This is a genomic window from Microbacterium sp. NPDC028030 (genome assembly GCF_040637855.1).
In the GTDB taxonomy this organism is placed as follows: Bacteria; Actinomycetota; Actinomycetes; order Actinomycetales; family Microbacteriaceae; genus Microbacterium.
This window is the reverse complement of the sequence record NZ_JBEZXF010000001.1, coordinates 1,009,768-1,024,126: the sequence shown is the minus strand read 5'-3', so window position 1 is coordinate 1,024,126 and position 14,359 is coordinate 1,009,768. Positions and strand designations below refer to the sequence as shown.

Below are 14,359 nucleotides of genomic sequence, written 5' to 3'. Positions count from 1 at the left end.
TCTACTGGAGCACGTCCGCGATCTCGTCGAAGCGGAGTCTGCGCCCGGTGTAGAAGGGCACCTCCTCCTTCACGTACATGCGCGCATCCGTGTAGCGGAGGTCGCGCATCAGGTCGACGAGGTCGGTGAGCTCATCGGCTTCGAGCGGAAGCAGCCACTCGTAGTCGCCGAGTGCGAAGGATGCGACCGTGTTGGCGAGCACGCCCGTGAACGCGGCACCACGGCGGCCGTGGTCGGCGAGCATCGTGCGGCGATCCTCCTCGGGAGCGAGGTACCACTCCGGAGTGCGCACGAACGGATACAGGCACAGCCATTCCTTGGGCTCGACACCGCGGAGGAAGCCCGGTACATGCGCGCGGTTGAACTCGGCGTCGCGGTGCACGCCCATCACGTTCCACACCGGGAGCAGCGACCGCAGCAGTTCGGTGCGACGGAGCCGGCGCAGCGCCTTCTGCAGCTCTTCGGCGGTGTCGCCGTGCAGCCACACCATGAGGTCGGCGTCGGCCTTGAGCCCGGAGACGTCGTAGAAGCCGCGGACCGTGACGCCGGAGTCCTCGATGTAGGAGACGATCGTCTCGAGCTCGGTCGAGTCGTTCTCGGTCACCGGCACGTCGGGATTCCGTCGCCAGACGGCCCAGAGGGTGAAGCCGGACGGGTTCTCATCGCGCTCTTCGGACATCATGCTCCCCAGTCTGCCTCGTTTGCGGAGGAGCCGCTAATCACCCCAGGACGAGCGGACGACGGCCTCCGGAATGACGGGTCCTCGTGTGCGCAGGTGCGTCAGCGGGCGATCGCGCGTGCGATGGCCCACACGGCGCCACCCACGACCGCCGCGACACCCACCGCGGCGGCGATCGCGCCGATCGGATTGCGGTCGGCGAAGACTCTGGCTTTCGCGGCGCCGCGCACCGATGCCTTCTCGATGCGACGAGGGATGTTCCCCTTCACCTCGATGGCGGCGAGAGCGGCCTTGAGCTCGGCGCGGGCCGACGCGACGGGATCGACGATGCCGCCGGGGACAGCAGTACGCGGCAGCGACTCAGAGTTCGTCATCGCCGGCCTCCTTCACGAGTCGGATGTCTTCGGCCACGGCCTGCGCCGGGTTCTGGCGCCGGAGCACCTTGCGGAACTTGAGGATGCCGAGCAGGGCGAACAGCAGCACGGCGAGGATCAGGATTCCGAAGACGGCGATCGCGGAGAGCCACACCGGCCACCAGGACGACAGCCCGGCGATCGCGAAGACCAGGATCACGGGCACGGCCCAGAACAGGAAGAACAGGGCGACGAGGAACCACACCGAGCCGATGCCGGCGTCTTTCGAGGTGCGCGAGATCCAGGCCTTGGCGGCATCGATCTCCGCCTTGACGAGGTTCGTGACGAGTTCCGGAAGATCCCCGAGGAGGGTCAGCAGACTGTCGTCGGCACGATCTCGGTATCCGCGGGGCATGTCAGGCGCCGGACTTCTTCGGGGCCGACTTCGCGGCCGCCGGCTTCTTCGCGGCGGGCTTCTTCGCGGTGGAGGTCGACGATGCGGTCTCCTTCGCGGCCTCGACCGCCTCTTCGGTTGCTTCGGCCAGATCCTCGGCTGCCTCGCGACCGGTGGCGATGGCGGAGTCGAGGCGCTGCCCCGGGGTACCGGAGCCGGTCACCGACTTCGCGACCTTGACGACACCGGTCCAGAGCGCTCCGGGAACAGCCGCGGCCTTGTCGCCGACGAAGCCCTTCACCTTGGAGACCTGCTCCTGCACCGGGTCGAGGTGCCACACCTTCAACCACTGCGTCTTGATCTGCTCGTAGCGCTCACGCCCGGCACGGGTGCCGAGGACGTAGCCCACGCCGAGCCCGACGACGAGTCCGATCTTCCCCTTCATGGGGTCTCCTCACCTTGTTCCGGTTGTCCGGCCAGATTCGCCCGGTTGGGATGTGGCCGCAGGCTTCCGCTCCCCTCGGCCAGGTACCCAGCGTAACCCCGTATGCCGATTTCGGCATCTACGGGTCAGAGGGTTGACACGGAGCGTTCGATCACTCCCACAACAGGGCGCGACGGATTCGGTCGGCCTCGTCACGCGCATCGGGAATCACCTGTGCGAGCCCCGTGCCGGCGAGCCAGGCGCCCACCACGGCGACACCGGGAACGGCCCGGATCGCGGCGCGCGCCGAGGTGCGCCGTTCGCCGGAGCCGATGATCGAGGCCGGCTGCGACTGGACGAAGCGGCCGCGGTGCGACGCGATCACGGACTCCGGGGCGAGTGCGACTCCGAGCAGGGCTGCGGCTTCGCGCCGCGCGAGGTCTGCCGCCTCGTCATCGGTCATCCCTGCGGTCGCAGCCGGCTCCCCCTGAGCACCGAACGAGACGCGGACGATCTGCCGGTCACCCGCAGCATCGCGCACCCATCCCCACTTCGCGGTCGAATGCGTGAGGGCCTTCGCCGTGTGGCTGCCAGGGACGGTGAGCACACCGGTGCCCCGCGGGGCGGCAGCCAGTCCGGGTGCGTCGAGGAGGAGCGTGACGATCTCGATCTCGGGCGACGAGGCGGCCTCGGTGCGCTTCAGCGCGGGCACCGCGACCGCGAGGATCTCCCGTGCGACGGCCTCGGGTGTCGCGACGATGACGGCGTCGGCCGCCACCTCCTCGACCGTCGGTTCCGCCGCCAGGTCTTCCACGATCCGCTCTGCGATGACGGGGTCTGCGTCGTCCAGCGCGGAGACCTCGCCGGGAGCGACCTCCATCTCGATCGACCACGCGTCGCCGACTGCGCGGACGCCGCGCACCCGCACGCCGGTCCTCACCTCGGCCCCGAGTTTCGCGAGGTCCTCCGAGAGCGCGTCGACGAGAGTGCTCATGCCTCCGGCCAGCCCCTCGACCGCAGCGCCGGGCGTCTTCGCTGCGGCCGGGGGGCCTGCGACCGTCGCGGCGGCCTCATCCCGAAGCGCCTGCACCGCACCGGAGAGCGAGCCGACCCGGGTCAGTGCGGCGTTGAGTCCCGGCGCTGCGACGTCGATGTCGACGTCGTCGGGGGATGCCGAGTAGACACCGGTCGTCACAGGTGCGACGAGACGGTCCCGCACCTTCGTCCCCATCCGCGAGGCGACGAGCTTTCCGAGGCTGAGCTGGTGTCCGATCGTGAGCGGCGGGCGGACGCGATCGAGGTAGGCACGCCAGACGCCGGACCATCCGATGATGCGGCGGACGTCGTCCTGGAACGGATTGGCGGGGATGCCCAGGATGCCGCCGGCCGGAAGAGGGGCCGCCCCTGTACCGGGGATGCCCGCGAGCCATGCGCCGCCGGCCTGCGGCACCACGATGCGGTCAGCGAGGTCGAGCTCCTCGACGAGCGCGCGCACGATGCCGCCTCTCGTGGCGTAGCTCTCGGCCCCGGCATCGACGGTGACGCCGTCGAGATCGACGCGGCGGATCGCCCCGCCGAGCACATCGGCGGCTTCGAGCACCGTGACACGCATTCCGACCTTCGCGCACTCCCTCGCCGCGACGAGGCCCCCGATGCCGCCCCCGACCACGACGACATGCTTCTCCGCCGCGCGGGCGGCGAGGTCGGACGGCTCGGACGAGGAAGGCTGGGTGGTCATCGGTGTCGATTCTCCGATCGAGGTGATCCGGTGGATGTCAGATCGTGTGGGCCAACTCGACGATGCGGGTGAGCTGGTCGGGGTCGGTCTCGGGCGGAACGCCGTGCCCCAGATTGAGGATGTGCGCGCGTGCGGCTCGCCCGCGTTCGACGACGTCGCGCACATGCGCCTCCAGCACGGGCCACGGGGCGCCGAGCAGTGCCGGGTCGATGTTGCCCTGCACCGTGACGTCCGGTCCGAGGATCGCGGCGGCCTCGTCGAGGGGCTGCCGCCAGTCGACCCCGACGCCGTCGGCCACGCCGTCGAGGCGCATGTCGTCGAGGAACCGTCCGGTCCCCACGCCGAAGTGGATGGTGGGGAGACCGATGCCCGACAGCGCGGCGTGGGAGTGCGGCGCGACGAAGGCGCGGTAGTCGGCCGTGCTGAGGGACCCGGCCCAGCTGTCGAAGAGCTGCACGACCGAGGCTCCGGCATCGCGCTGCGTCTCGAGGAACCGCCGAGAGACCTGCGCGAGCCACCCCGCGAGACGGTTCCACGACGCGGGATCCGCGTGCATCATCGCCCGCGCCCGCAGGTGCTCCTTGGAGGGCCCGCCCTCGACGAGATAGGCCGCGAGAGTGAAGGGCGCGCCGGCGAACCCGATCAACGGGGTGTCGCCGAGCTCCGCCGTGACGAGTCTGACGGCTTCGGCGATCGCCGTGCCGTCCAGGTCGTCCGGATCGATCGCGGTGATGCGGTCGACATCCGCTGCCGTGCGCACCGGATCGGCGAACACCGGGCCGCGACCGGGCTCGATCTCGACGTCGACACCCGCGAGCCGCAGCGGGATGACGATGTCGCTGAAGAACACGGCGGCGTCGACGCCGTGACGGCGGACCGGCTGCAACGTGATCTCCGCCGCGAGGTCCGGGGTGAGGCACGCGTCGAGCATCCGCGTGCCGACCCGCAGGTCGCGGTACTCCGGCAGCGACCGACCGGCCTGGCGCATGAACCACACCGGGGGGTGGTCTGGACGGTCGCCGGCGAGGGCGCGCAGGAGCGGGGCGTCGGAGAGGGCCATGCCTCCATCCTCCCATTCCTCCCTTGTGCGCCTGCCGAATCGGGCCGTGCGAATCCGGTCGGCGGACACTCCGGTACAATCGGTATGTGCTGCTGTGTGTGACGGCGAGTCACAAGACCGCCTCCTTCGAACTGCTCGAACGCCTGAGCCGCACCCCCGACGACGTCGCTCCCACCATCGTGGGCATGACGCCGTGCGTGCAGGGTGCCGTGGTCCTCGCGACGTGCAACCGGTTCGAGGCGTACGTGGAGATGGATGAGCCGGTCACGGCCGCCGGCGCCATCGGCGTCGAAGCCGTGATCGAAGCGGTCGAATCCGCGACCGGCATCCCGGCCGCCGACCTCGACGGGGCCTACACCGTGCACTCGGGCCGCCGCGTCGCCGAGCACCTGTTCTCCGTCGCCTCAGGCCTCGAGTCGGTGGTCTCCGGCGAGGGCGAGATCGCCGGACAGGTGCGCCGCGCGCTGAAGTCCGCGCGCAAGGACGGCACGACATCGCCCGAACTCGAGCGCCTGTTCCAGCGCGCCAGCCAGGCCCAGCGCAAAGTCAAGAACGTCACCGCCCTCGGCCGCGCCGGCCGTTCACTCGTCCGCCTCGCGCTCGAGCTCGCGGACAGCCGCATCGCCGACTGGTCCGCCGAGCGCGTGCTGTTGGTCGGCACCGGATCCTATGCGGCGGTCACCCTCGCCACCCTCCGCGAGCGCGGCGCCGTGAACATCTCGGTGTACTCGCCCTCCGGCCGTGCCGAGGTGTTCGCCGCGAAGCACGGCATCCGGGCGATCACCGCCGAGGAGTACGCCCCGACCGCCGCCCGGTCGAGCCTGCTCATCACCTGCACCACCGCCACGGAACCGGTGCTCGGACCGGAGCACCTTCAGCTGCCGACCGGCCTCGCCCCGGCGGGCTGCCCCGTCGGCGCGCACAGCCAGCTGGTGGTCGACCTCGGCATGCCCCGCAACGTCGACCCCGCGGTCGCCGCTCTCGAGGGAGTCGCACTCCTCGACCTCGAGACCATCCGCCTGCACGCACCGCTCGAGGAGCTGCAGGCGACGGACGCCGCGCGCAGCGTCGTCCGCGAAGCCGCAGAGACCTTCCATGTGGTGGGCGCACGTCAGAGTGTGACCCCGTCGGTCGTTGCCTTCCGCTCGCACATCTTCGAACTGCTCGAGCGCGAGATCGATCGTGCCCGCGCTCGCGGCGACGAAGACGGCAAGGTCGAGCAGGCTCTGCGGCACCTCGCCGGGGTGCTCCTGCACACGCCGACCGTCCGCGCGCACGAGCTCGCCGCCTCCGGTCGCGCCGACGAGTTCGCCTCCGCGCTCGCGGCCCTGTACGGCATCGCGCCCGAAGCCGACGGCGACTCGGCGATTGGCGACGCCGCGACCGCCTGACGCGCTCGGCCGCAGGTGGGACACTGGAGGCATGGCCCTTCACATCACCGGAGACACCGCCGCCGACGAGCTGCTGACCGAGAATCCCCTGGCCCTGCTGGTGGGCATGCTCCTCGACTAGCGTGTTGGCTAACCATAGTTAGTATGTAACCGTGACAAAGGCAGCGATCTACACGCGGATATCTCTCGACACTGAGGGCGAGGCGCTCGGGGTGGCCCGTCAGCAGCAGGACTGCCGGGAGCTTGCAGCCCGTGACGGCCTCGACGTGGTGGCGGTGTTCACTGACAATGACACCGGCGCTAGCACCCGCTCTCGGAAGAAGACGCGCCCCCAGTACGCCGACATGCTGCGCCGCGCACGGGACGGTGAGTTCGGGGTGATCGTGTCGTACTCCAATAGCCGCCTGACGCGCCGCCCCCTGGAGCTTGAAGAGATCATCACACTGTACGAGCGCCATGGGGTGCGGTTCGTGACCGTGGTGTCGGGCAATGACGACCTAAGCACGGCTGACGGCCGTATGGTGGCGCGCATCAAGGCCTCCGTGGATGCAGCCGAGGTGGAGCGCACCGCTGAGCGCGTGGCCCGGAAGCACCTGGAAAGCGCGCGTGAGGGCAAGCCGGTAGCCGGAACACGACCGTTCGGCTGGCAGCAGGGAGGGCGGGAGCTTCACGCCAAGGAGGCCAAGCTGATCCGTGAGGCCGCAACTGACATCATCGCCGGTGTCGGCACGTACGCCATTGCCAAGCGGTGGAATGACGCAGGGGTGACGACCTCGACGGGGCGACCGTGGCAAGGGCACGTACTGACGCGCATGATGAAGTCCCCCCGGCTGGCGGGCTGGCGTATCCATCAGGGCCAGATCGCTATCGGGCGTGACGGGCAGCCGGTACGGGGTCAGTGGGAGCCGGTGCTGGATCAGGCCACACACGACGCCGTTGTCGCTGCCCTCAGCCCGGAGGACAACCGCTCCCGCGTGCCCCGGAAGAACGCGCGTCACTACCTGCTAACGGGCACGCTGCGGTGCGGCCTGTGCGGGGCGGTGATGTATGGCAACGCTGCGAAGTACCCGACGTACGGGTGTTCAGGAAACGGGCACGTGGTGGCCGCGAGCGTTGCGCCGGTTGATGACCTTGTCACCCGCGTGGTGCTGACACGACTGGCCGATGTGGCCGTGAAGTCCCCCAAGCTGGAGTTCGACGGGGCCGCGCGCCTTGCTGAAGTCGAAGGTGATATCGCGCGGCTCATGGCCTCGTTCACGGCGCGCGAGCTGTCCGCCGAAGTGGTGTTCCCCGCCGTTGCCCAGCTTGAAGAACAGCGTGACGAGCTGCGCAGCCAGAAGCGCCGCGTCGAGGCAGCGGGGGCAGGGCCAGACTTCACGAACGTGGACCGCGCAGCGTGGGGCCAGATGGGCGTAGATGAGCGGCGAGCGGTAGTTGAGACACTGCTGGCTGCGGTGCTGGTCCGCCCGGCCACACGCAAGGGGAATCAGTTCGACCCTGACCGCATTGAGTTCGTGTGGCATGACACCCCGGCAGCCGAGGGCATGGCCTGATCAGGCGGCTGCACCTCCGGTCATAGCGCCGCCGCGAGGGCGTCTGAGACCTGCTGTTGGGTCGGTAGTCCCGCCAGCCCTGCCGGGGTGATGTAGACGCGGCAAGCGAGGTCGGCGGTCTGCTCGCCGGGGAACAAGTCGGTGCCGTCAAGCGTGATCGTCGGCGAGCCTCCGAATCCCGAACTTGTCGCTTCTTCGGGACTGTTGATCAATCGATAGGTGACGCTCTCGGAGCGGCCGAGCGAGGCGAGCGCGCGCGATACTCGGGCTCCCGCTTCCTCCCAGTTCGGGCAATCCACGATGTGCAGCACTTCAAGGTTCATGAGTCTATTGTGGCGCGGTCGGCGAGAAGGAGGCGCTTCTGCGCGGCGGCGACCGTGCCGACTGTCCACGTGGTGCCGGTGGCCGTGGTGAGCCCCTCGGCATTGAGCGCGTCAGCCGTGGCAGCGAGCGTGAGGGTGCGCCGTAGCTCCATGAGCCGTTCCCCCGTGGCCTGTGGCAGCACCGAGACCCGCCCCATGTGACGCCCCGCCCGCTTGGCTGCCTGCATGGCGACGGACGTGCGCTCACCGATCACGCGGCGCTCCCACTGTGCGACGGACATCATCAGGTTGGCTACGAGCTCACCTGTCGGGCTTGAAGTGTCCACCCCGAGGTCGATAGCGACCAGTGCCCACCCCCGCGCACGGGCGAGTTCAAGCACGCCTGCGAAGTCCACGACGCTGCGGCTCAGGCGGTCGAGCTTGGCCACCACGATGCCGTCAACGTCGCGCCGCTTCGGGTGCAGCCGGGTGAGCGCGGCCTGTAGCTGCGGGCGGTCGAGGGACTTGGCGCTGAGGCCTTCGTCTACGTGCCAGACCATGTCCCAGCCGTGCGCGTCTGCATACCGCTGGATGGTGTCACGCTGCGCATCCAGCCCGAGGCCGCTGCTGGCCTGCTCCTCGGTGGACACCCGCAGGTAGCCGATCATGGTGGTCATCACTTGGCCTTGCGCGCCGGGGCGGTCTTGGCGGCAGGCTTGGTCACCTTCTTGGCCGGTACAGCCTTGGCGATGGGCGCAGGTGAGCCCTCCCGGCAGCCGTCACAGAAGTCGATGCCGTGGGTGTAGTAGGCAGCTGACTGGGTCGGCGCGTAGACGTGCGTCTTGTGCTCTTCGCAGAAGGTGACCCACTTGCCGCCTTCCGGGTCAAGCCCGATTTCCTCAGGGTGAGCAACGGTGAGCTTTTCGCCCGTGGCGCGGATGGTGCGAGTGAACATGTTGGCCTCCTTAGCGGATTCGAACGTTTGTTCGATATATGACACATTACATGGAAGGGGACCCTTCAACAAACACAATGTTCAAACTTGCCTCTTGACACTGAGCAATGTGCTGAGCCCACAGGACCAGCGCGGGCCAGGTGCGCCGCTGCCTACCCGTCGGCGAGCGCTTCTGAGTGCCCTCTCACGGACCTAGCGCCATGCCCTGCCCCCAGGTACGCCAGAGGCCCCCCAGCATGTGCCAGGGAGCCTCTGGGTGCCGGGCGATGCACCGCCCAGCGGGTGAGGGCAAAGGAGTTGAAATCCCTCACCCAGTCAGGGGTCAGATGTTCGGCGCCGCGTACGTCATCTGGTTCGCCATGTTGTAGGCAGCTCCCGACGTGTTCGCCTCGACGTAAGCCAGCGCAGCCGCAGCACCGGCCGTCTCCGGGAACGCAGCCTGCCACGTCTCGACCACACCGGACATGCCCGTGTTGCGAGCACGGTTCCCGATGGCGTGGGCCATCTCGGCGTCACCGTTGGCGATGGCGTCGTTGAGCATGTCCACCGCCTCCTGCTGGTCGATGATCTTGCGGGCACGGTCGGCGGCGTCACGGCGCAGCATGATCGAGTTGGCATCCGTGGGCTGGTTGCCACGGAACTCCTTCTCGACCTGGTCGCGCAGGTTCTTGACGAACGCCTCCTGCTCGGCCTTGATCCCGTCGAGCTTGCTGCGAGTGTCCTTGTCCAGCGCTTCCCGCTTGTCGCGCTTGGCGAGGTCGCTGGTCATCGGGTCATCCTTGATCGCCTGGAGAGCGGCACGGTGCGCCTCCTTCACCTGCGCGGCCTGCTCCTTGAAGCCGTTCAGGGCGGCGGGGAGGGTCTGCTCGACGGACTTGGCGGTTGCCTTGCTCATGATGGTTCTTCCTTCTGTGTGATGGGTGCCGGAGGTACCGCCCCGGCGTCGGTGGTTGATGTGCGCGGGCGACCGCTGCCCCGTCCTGCTCGGTCGATGCCAGCCCAGAAGCCGGAGTCAACTCGCGAAGCGACGGCGAAGTGGTTGCACAGGTCACGGATGGGACAGCGCGCACATATGACGGCGCACGCGTCCCGCTGGTCGTCGGTCCGAGAGTCGGCGGTAAACAAGTGCAGGCCGCTGCAAGGTGGCGCGTAGTGTTCCAGCGCGGCTTTCAGGTCTTCCCATGCCTCATCAGCGCTCATGGCAGCCCTCCTGCGTGCTGCTGTGAACCGCCGTACAGCCGTGAAGGTTTTTCATGGCCCGCGCCCACCTATACGCGCTGCGCAGGCGAAAACGACTCGGAGTCATTTCCCACCCCCGCCTGGACCCGTTTACCGTTTTGCCTAAGGGCGGCAAACGGGAAAACGGCTCGCTGGCACCTCTTGGCAAACCGCTGAAAACGGGTGCAAACGACAAACGACGAGTGCTCATTCGGAGTCCTCCGAGCTGTCTTCGTACATGCGGATGAGCGTGTGCAGCAGCCCGCCCCGCGCACCCGGTGATTGCTCGATGTAGCCGCTGTCAACGAGCCAGTCGATAGCAGCGCCCGCCTTCGTGGAGTCACCCCCGGCTGCCATGCGCAGCGCCGTCTTCGACATGGGCTTGTCGGCCTCGACCAGCACCTTGCAGATCTTCACGAGCCGCGCCTTGTAGGCGATCTCGTCAGCGAGCTCACGCGGCATCGGTGCGACCAGGCTGAACCTGCTGCTCCGGCCGGCGACCACATCAACCTTCAGCTCGGCTACCGTCTCGCCCTCCGCGAAGTTGCCGAGGCGATCCTTCGCGCACACCAGCCGCGCCCTGCCTGACTGCTTCTTGCTGAACGGGGTCACGACCTTCTGCAAGTACTGAACGCCGGTGATTGCCGACCGCTTGCGCTGGCTGCCGATAGGCCAGAGGCTGTCACCCTCGGTGTTCTTCGGGCTGTGATCCAGCAGCAGCACCGCAGGCCCGAGCCGGGACACGTAGCGCGGTGCCAGCTGGAACCACTCGACAATGTCGTCATCGTCATTCGGCTTGAAGCCTTCCATCGCGAGGGATTCGCCCGTGGAGTCGAACACGACCAGCGACGGTGACAACCGCTCGATCAAGTCACCCACGACCGCAGGCGCGAACCGGCCTGTAGGCGAGATGTACGTGAACCGGTTGCGGATCACCTTCGGCGGCACCTTGTAGTTGTGAACCAGGCGCTCCAGGATGCCCTGCGTCGTGTCCTCGTAGTCGATGTAGACCACGCGGTTGCCCGCATTGAGCTCCTGCGCGCAGGCGATCAGGGCCGTCCACGACTTCCCCGCGTTGCTGTGCCCGTGGATGCCGTTGACGCGCCCCGCGTACAGCAGGAACTCCGCGCCCTCGACGGCCAGTAGCTCCGGCTCGATGGGTGCCAGCGTGCCGTTGACGATGCCGCGCAGCACTTTGCTGAAGTCCTCCGGCAGCCAGCCCGACGCCTCCGCTTCTAGCTCCTGCACTTCGTCCTCCGGCACCAGATCGGCCTCCGGCACCACGGGCGCGCTCTTCTTTCGGACGGTCATGCGCCCAGCCCCTTCCCGGCCGACTCAACTACACGGCGGGCCTCCCTGGGATCCATGCCGATGTCCTCGGCAGCGTCGATGAGGCGATCCAGCCCGCGCTGATCTACCCCGGCTTCATGCGCACGGCGCGCGGCCCAGTGCAACCCGTCATGCTTCTCCCCCGGCTGCAAGGTGCGAACGAACGCGGCCAGCGCGACAGGGTCGGTGGCCCGGGGGTTGCGGCGCGTGATCCGGGTGCGCGGCAGCATCAGCGCGACGACCTGACGGGGCAGCCGAGCAGCCTCGCGGTAGACCCACTCGTAGGGCTTTCCGGTGTCCGGATGAACGCTCGGCGGCATGACCATGTAGCCGTTGGTCTTCAAGTCGATGCCAGCGGGGATGCCGCCCCTGTACGGCTGCCGGAACGGGCGCAGGAAGTACAGGTGACGCCCGCCGTCACGGCGACCGCTGATGACCTCGAGCGTGGGCGGTAGCTCAACCCCGGCGCGCTGCTCCAAGGCTTCGAGGCTGCCACCATTGCGGGGGTCGACGTCGAACACGAGCAGACTGTCAGGCACCGGGGAGCCGATGTTCCAGTCACCATCAGCCCACATGCGCCGGATGATGCGGGGATCGGTCGAGGCGTCCAGGTGGCCGTGAGGCGTGACGGGGCGCTTGCCGTCGAGCGGCAGTACCGCCCATCCGTTCTCGGCGAGGTTGAGCGCAGCGCGCAGCATGGGGGTCATCGGGTCACCCCCATCGGCAGCCGCAGCAGGCGCGGATCGGAGGGGAGCCACCAGAACACCCCGTGGCATTCGTGATCGTTCAGGTACCCGTTGACGTCGAACAGGTGCCAGTCGTGCGCGGCGTAGAGGCGTTCCATCCCCCAGCGCAGCTCATCCGGCGACCAGAACCCCACGTTCTCCCACACGGGCGGCTCGTCCCATTCGCCGTGAATGTGGATGTACCCCCACGGCGGGGCGGTGCGCGGAGCTACGCCAGCATGCTCAGCGAACGGACGGAACCATTCGATCTGGGGACCGAGGCGCAGCACGACCATCGCCTCGGAACGTGACAGCCTCGGCTTCGCTGGGTACTCGACTTCGGTGAACGGCGCGGCTGCCAGGGTGCTCATTTCACACCTCGCAGCAGGGCGGTCAGCCGGTGGATCTGCTGGTTGGTCAGCGGGGGCGCTGCGGCAAGCGCACGCTTGACGGCGTCGGCAATCTTGGCTTCGGCCAGGTCGCGACGGCCCTTGGCTTCACGTTCGGGATCATCGAGGCGACGCCCGACCATGATGTCGGACTGTGCCTTGGCACGGGTTGGAGGCTTGGAGCTAGCCATGGGAGCTTCTTCTTTCGCGGGATGAAGAAGCTCCCGCTAAGAAGCTCGACCGGTTGGTCTAGGCACCGAGGTTGTGTGTCCGCCCCTAGTGCGGCTCCCGTCGGCTTGTATGCCATGTCATGAGGCCATAATGTTTACCGCGCCGACCACCAGCGCTATTCAGTTGTGGGTACTGCAAGCCTAGATGAAGAGCACACCCTCCGCCGCAGCGGCGCGGTGTAGCTCGTCCTGGAAGGTGTAGCTCGTCCTGGAAGTTGTCGTGCTCGTACACCCGTTCCCGTTCGCACCCGGCGACCGGGCACTTGAACTCGGGGCGCGGGTACTGCTCCACATCGTCGTCTGCCTTGCGCACGAACCATTCGTCGTGGCGGCCGTCAACGCGCACGAACGCGCCCTCAGCGTCGTCCCACACGTATCGGCGCAGCCGGACAAGTCGCTTGTGTGCCGTGCCCTTGGGGCAGGCGACAAGGACGCCCTTCGCCTTGACTGCGGATTCCATGTACGCTATTGTGCCCCCCTCGGTCGCCAATGGCACAATTCGGTTCTCTGCGGCGTGTTTAGCTCTGAGGCGTGCGCTGGCCCCGGAGCAGGGGGTAAGGGCGGCGAGGGGCCGTTAGACCGCCTCGGAGGCGCTCAGAGCCGCTCGCTACGACCCCTGCTGCTCCGCCCGATGGGCCGGTAGAGTCGTGGCATGCCCTCGCCGCAGGCTGTAGGTGGCCAACGCACACGCTGTGACCAGCAGGTTCCGATGGAGACCGCGTTCGCCGGTCCGCTCAAGATCGAGCAGCGCACCGGGGCTGCGGATGCTACCGCGATCGCCACCATGGCCCCCGATGAGTTCCTCGAGGCGTTCCGGCAGACTCCCGCCGTGCACCGGTTCCCGGGGTCGATGGCGACGCGCGTGCAGACACTGTGCCAGACCCTCGTCGACGACTGGGGCGGCGACGCCGCGGCCCTGTGGACCGAGGGCGATCCGGACGGACCCGAGGTGCTGAAGCGCCTGAAGGCCCTCCCCGGATTCGGCGAGCAGAAGGCGAAGATCTTCCTCGCGCTCCTCGGAAAGCAGTACGGCTTCACGGGCGAGGGCTGGCGCGAGGCGTCGGCGCCCTATGGCGAGGACGGCTCCTACCGCAGCGTCGCCGACATCGTCTCCCCCGAGTCGCTCACGAAGGTGCGTGAGCACAAGAAGGCCATGAAGGCCGCGGCGAAGGCGCAGAAGTGAAGCCGACGGGCCACGACGTCGCCGGACTCATCGCCCGTTCCTCCCCCGCGATCCGCCGTCGCGACGCCGAGACGCTGACCGCGCTCATGCAGGAGATCACCGGCCGCGAACCGCAGACGTGGGGCACGATCATCGGTTTCGGCTCGTGCCATTACCGCTACCCCACCGGCACGGAGGGCGACAGCGGACTGCTCGGCTTCGCCCCGCGCAAGGCGGCGACCACGATCTACCTCTTCGACGGCGCCGACGCGCACGCGGACGCCCTCGCAGAACTCGGCCCGCACACCACGGGCGTCGGGTGCCTGTACATCAAAGACCTCGAGCAGGTCGACCTCGACGTGCTGCGGGGCATCCTCGAGCGTTCGCTGGCCTGGGTCGAAGCCGGGGGAACGCCCGAGGTGCAACTCACCGTCACCGGATGAGTGTGCGAGCCGAC

The 14,359-nt window shown here is 68.3% G+C and carries 18 protein-coding genes and 2 pseudogenes; 5 read left to right on the top strand and 15 right to left on the bottom strand.

From position 1 onward, the window contains the following. Window position 1 precedes the first annotated feature (1 nt). The 6 genes from hemQ to hemE form a co-directional block, all read right to left on the bottom strand. Window positions 2-682 (bottom strand): hydrogen peroxide-dependent heme synthase, encoded by a 681-nt coding sequence (hemQ, locus tag AB0E56_RS05055; protein WP_359797133.1) that lies wholly within the window; start codon window positions 680-682, stop codon window positions 2-4. 98 nt (window positions 683-780) lie between these two features. Then, window positions 781-1,053, bottom strand: coding sequence for a hypothetical protein (locus tag AB0E56_RS05050; protein ID WP_183151117.1), 273 nt, complete (start codon window positions 1,051-1,053; stop codon window positions 781-783). Continuing rightward, entirely contained in the window at window positions 1,040-1,447 is a 408-nt protein-coding gene (locus AB0E56_RS05045) for a phage holin family protein (protein WP_359797132.1), read from the bottom strand. The genes AB0E56_RS05050 and AB0E56_RS05045 overlap by 14 nt, the downstream gene beginning before the upstream one ends. Window position 1,448: 1 nt before the next feature. Beyond that, window positions 1,449-1,871: a hypothetical protein gene (locus tag AB0E56_RS05040; RefSeq protein ID WP_359797130.1), complete on the bottom strand. Its 423-nt coding sequence runs from the start codon at window positions 1,869-1,871 to the stop codon at window positions 1,449-1,451. 151 nt (window positions 1,872-2,022) lie between these two features. Continuing rightward, window positions 2,023-3,588, bottom strand: coding sequence for an FAD-dependent oxidoreductase (locus AB0E56_RS05035; RefSeq protein ID WP_359797128.1), 1,566 nt, complete (start codon window positions 3,586-3,588; stop codon window positions 2,023-2,025). A 37-nt stretch (window positions 3,589-3,625) separates the two neighbouring features. After that, window positions 3,626-4,648, bottom strand: a complete 1,023-nt coding sequence (gene hemE, locus AB0E56_RS05030) for a uroporphyrinogen decarboxylase (protein WP_359797126.1) — start codon at window positions 4,646-4,648, stop codon at window positions 3,626-3,628. An 86-nt stretch (window positions 4,649-4,734) separates the two neighbouring features. Between hemE and AB0E56_RS05025 the strand changes: the two genes are divergently transcribed. The 3 genes and pseudogenes from AB0E56_RS05025 (at window position 4,735) to AB0E56_RS05015 (ending at window position 7,592) form a co-directional block, all read left to right on the top strand. Continuing rightward, window positions 4,735-6,039: a glutamyl-tRNA reductase gene (locus tag AB0E56_RS05025; protein WP_359797125.1), complete on the top strand. Its 1,305-nt coding sequence runs from the start codon at window positions 4,735-4,737 to the stop codon at window positions 6,037-6,039. Window positions 6,040-6,070: 31 nt separating this feature from the next. After that, window positions 6,071-6,157 (top strand): annotated as a pseudogene (locus AB0E56_RS05020) (Fe-S cluster assembly protein HesB); the annotation flags it as partial. 34 nt (window positions 6,158-6,191) lie between these two features. Continuing rightward, the gene (locus AB0E56_RS05015; RefSeq protein WP_359797123.1) at window positions 6,192-7,592 is read left to right on the top strand and encodes a recombinase family protein; all 1,401 of its coding nucleotides are present in this window, start codon (window positions 6,192-6,194) and stop codon (window positions 7,590-7,592) included. A 20-nt stretch (window positions 7,593-7,612) separates the two neighbouring features. Here the strand turns inward: AB0E56_RS05015 and AB0E56_RS05010 are convergent, their stop codons facing one another. From AB0E56_RS05010 to AB0E56_RS04970, 9 genes are all read right to left on the bottom strand, one after another. Further along, window positions 7,613-7,915 carry a thioredoxin family protein gene (locus AB0E56_RS05010; RefSeq protein WP_359797121.1) on the bottom strand — a complete coding sequence of 101 codons (303 nt, stop codon included), beginning with the start codon at window positions 7,913-7,915 and terminating at the stop codon, window positions 7,613-7,615. After that, on the bottom strand, window positions 7,912-8,571 hold the full coding sequence (locus AB0E56_RS05005) for a recombinase family protein (protein ID WP_359797120.1): 660 nt from the start codon (window positions 8,569-8,571) through the stop codon (window positions 7,912-7,914). The genes AB0E56_RS05010 and AB0E56_RS05005 overlap by 4 nt, the downstream gene beginning before the upstream one ends. Further along, window positions 8,571-8,849: a hypothetical protein gene (locus AB0E56_RS05000; RefSeq protein WP_359797119.1), complete on the bottom strand. Its 279-nt coding sequence runs from the start codon at window positions 8,847-8,849 to the stop codon at window positions 8,571-8,573. Before AB0E56_RS05000 ends, AB0E56_RS05005 begins: the two co-directional genes overlap by 1 nt. 322 nt (window positions 8,850-9,171) lie before the next feature. Continuing rightward, window positions 9,172-9,744, bottom strand: coding sequence for a hypothetical protein (locus tag AB0E56_RS04995; protein WP_359797118.1), 573 nt, complete (start codon window positions 9,742-9,744; stop codon window positions 9,172-9,174). Continuing rightward, window positions 9,741-10,049, bottom strand: a complete 309-nt coding sequence (locus tag AB0E56_RS04990) for a WhiB family transcriptional regulator (protein WP_359797116.1) — start codon at window positions 10,047-10,049, stop codon at window positions 9,741-9,743. Before AB0E56_RS04990 ends, AB0E56_RS04995 begins: the two co-directional genes overlap by 4 nt. Window positions 10,050-10,274: 225 nt before the next feature. After that, window positions 10,275-11,351, bottom strand: coding sequence for an AAA family ATPase (locus AB0E56_RS04985; RefSeq protein ID WP_359797114.1), 1,077 nt, complete (start codon window positions 11,349-11,351; stop codon window positions 10,275-10,277). A gap of 23 nt (window positions 11,352-11,374) precedes the next feature. Then, window positions 11,375-12,103, bottom strand: a complete 729-nt coding sequence (locus tag AB0E56_RS04980; RefSeq protein WP_359797112.1) for a bifunctional DNA primase/polymerase — start codon at window positions 12,101-12,103, stop codon at window positions 11,375-11,377. Next, a complete protein-coding gene (locus AB0E56_RS04975; protein ID WP_359797110.1) occupies window positions 12,100-12,492 on the bottom strand; it encodes a hypothetical protein in 393 nt (130 codons plus the stop codon). The genes AB0E56_RS04980 and AB0E56_RS04975 overlap by 4 nt, the downstream gene beginning before the upstream one ends. Continuing rightward, a complete protein-coding gene (locus tag AB0E56_RS04970; protein ID WP_359797109.1) occupies window positions 12,489-12,701 on the bottom strand; it encodes a hypothetical protein in 213 nt (70 codons plus the stop codon). Before AB0E56_RS04970 ends, AB0E56_RS04975 begins: the two co-directional genes overlap by 4 nt. A 733-nt stretch (window positions 12,702-13,434) precedes the next feature. Between AB0E56_RS04970 and AB0E56_RS04965 the strand changes: the two are divergent. Both AB0E56_RS04965 and AB0E56_RS04960 read left to right on the top strand, forming a co-directional pair. Continuing rightward, a pseudogene (locus AB0E56_RS04965) lies at window positions 13,435-13,923 on the top strand (HhH-GPD-type base excision DNA repair protein); the annotation flags it as partial. After that, window positions 13,920-14,345 (top strand): DUF1801 domain-containing protein, encoded by a 426-nt coding sequence (locus AB0E56_RS04960; protein ID WP_359797107.1) that lies wholly within the window; start codon window positions 13,920-13,922, stop codon window positions 14,343-14,345. The pseudogene AB0E56_RS04965 and the gene AB0E56_RS04960, both read left to right, overlap by 4 nt. Window positions 14,346-14,359 lie beyond the last annotated feature (14 nt).

Excerpts from the sequence above, each read along its gene's own strand:
- AB0E56_RS04990 (WP_359797116.1), bottom strand. The coding sequence starts at position 10,049 with ATGAGCGCTGATGAGGCATGGGAAGACCTGAAAGCCGCGCTGGAACAC.
- AB0E56_RS05045 (WP_359797132.1), bottom strand. The coding sequence starts at position 1,447 with ATGCCCCGCGGATACCGAGATCGTGCCGACGACAGTCTGCTGACCCTC.
- AB0E56_RS05035 (WP_359797128.1), bottom strand. The coding sequence starts at position 3,588 with ATGACCACCCAGCCTTCCTCGTCCGAGCCGTCCGACCTCGCCGCCCGC.
- AB0E56_RS04980 (WP_359797112.1), bottom strand. The coding sequence starts at position 12,103 with ATGACCCCCATGCTGCGCGCTGCGCTCAACCTCGCCGAGAACGGATGG.
- hemQ (WP_359797133.1), bottom strand. The coding sequence starts at position 682 with ATGATGTCCGAAGAGCGCGATGAGAACCCGTCCGGCTTCACCCTCTGG.
- AB0E56_RS04995 (WP_359797118.1), bottom strand. The coding sequence starts at position 9,744 with ATGAGCAAGGCAACCGCCAAGTCCGTCGAGCAGACCCTCCCCGCCGCC.
- AB0E56_RS04975 (WP_359797110.1), bottom strand. The coding sequence starts at position 12,492 with ATGAGCACCCTGGCAGCCGCGCCGTTCACCGAAGTCGAGTACCCAGCG.
- hemE (WP_359797126.1), bottom strand. The coding sequence starts at position 4,648 with ATGGCCCTCTCCGACGCCCCGCTCCTGCGCGCCCTCGCCGGCGACCGT.
- AB0E56_RS05005 (WP_359797120.1), bottom strand. The coding sequence starts at position 8,571 with ATGACCACCATGATCGGCTACCTGCGGGTGTCCACCGAGGAGCAGGCC.
- AB0E56_RS05040 (WP_359797130.1), bottom strand. The coding sequence starts at position 1,871 with ATGAAGGGGAAGATCGGACTCGTCGTCGGGCTCGGCGTGGGCTACGTC.
- AB0E56_RS04970 (WP_359797109.1), bottom strand. The coding sequence starts at position 12,701 with ATGGCTAGCTCCAAGCCTCCAACCCGTGCCAAGGCACAGTCCGACATC.
- AB0E56_RS05010 (WP_359797121.1), bottom strand. The coding sequence starts at position 7,915 with ATGAACCTTGAAGTGCTGCACATCGTGGATTGCCCGAACTGGGAGGAA.
- AB0E56_RS05000 (WP_359797119.1), bottom strand. The coding sequence starts at position 8,849 with ATGTTCACTCGCACCATCCGCGCCACGGGCGAAAAGCTCACCGTTGCT.
- AB0E56_RS05050 (WP_183151117.1), bottom strand. The coding sequence starts at position 1,053 with ATGACGAACTCTGAGTCGCTGCCGCGTACTGCTGTCCCCGGCGGCATC.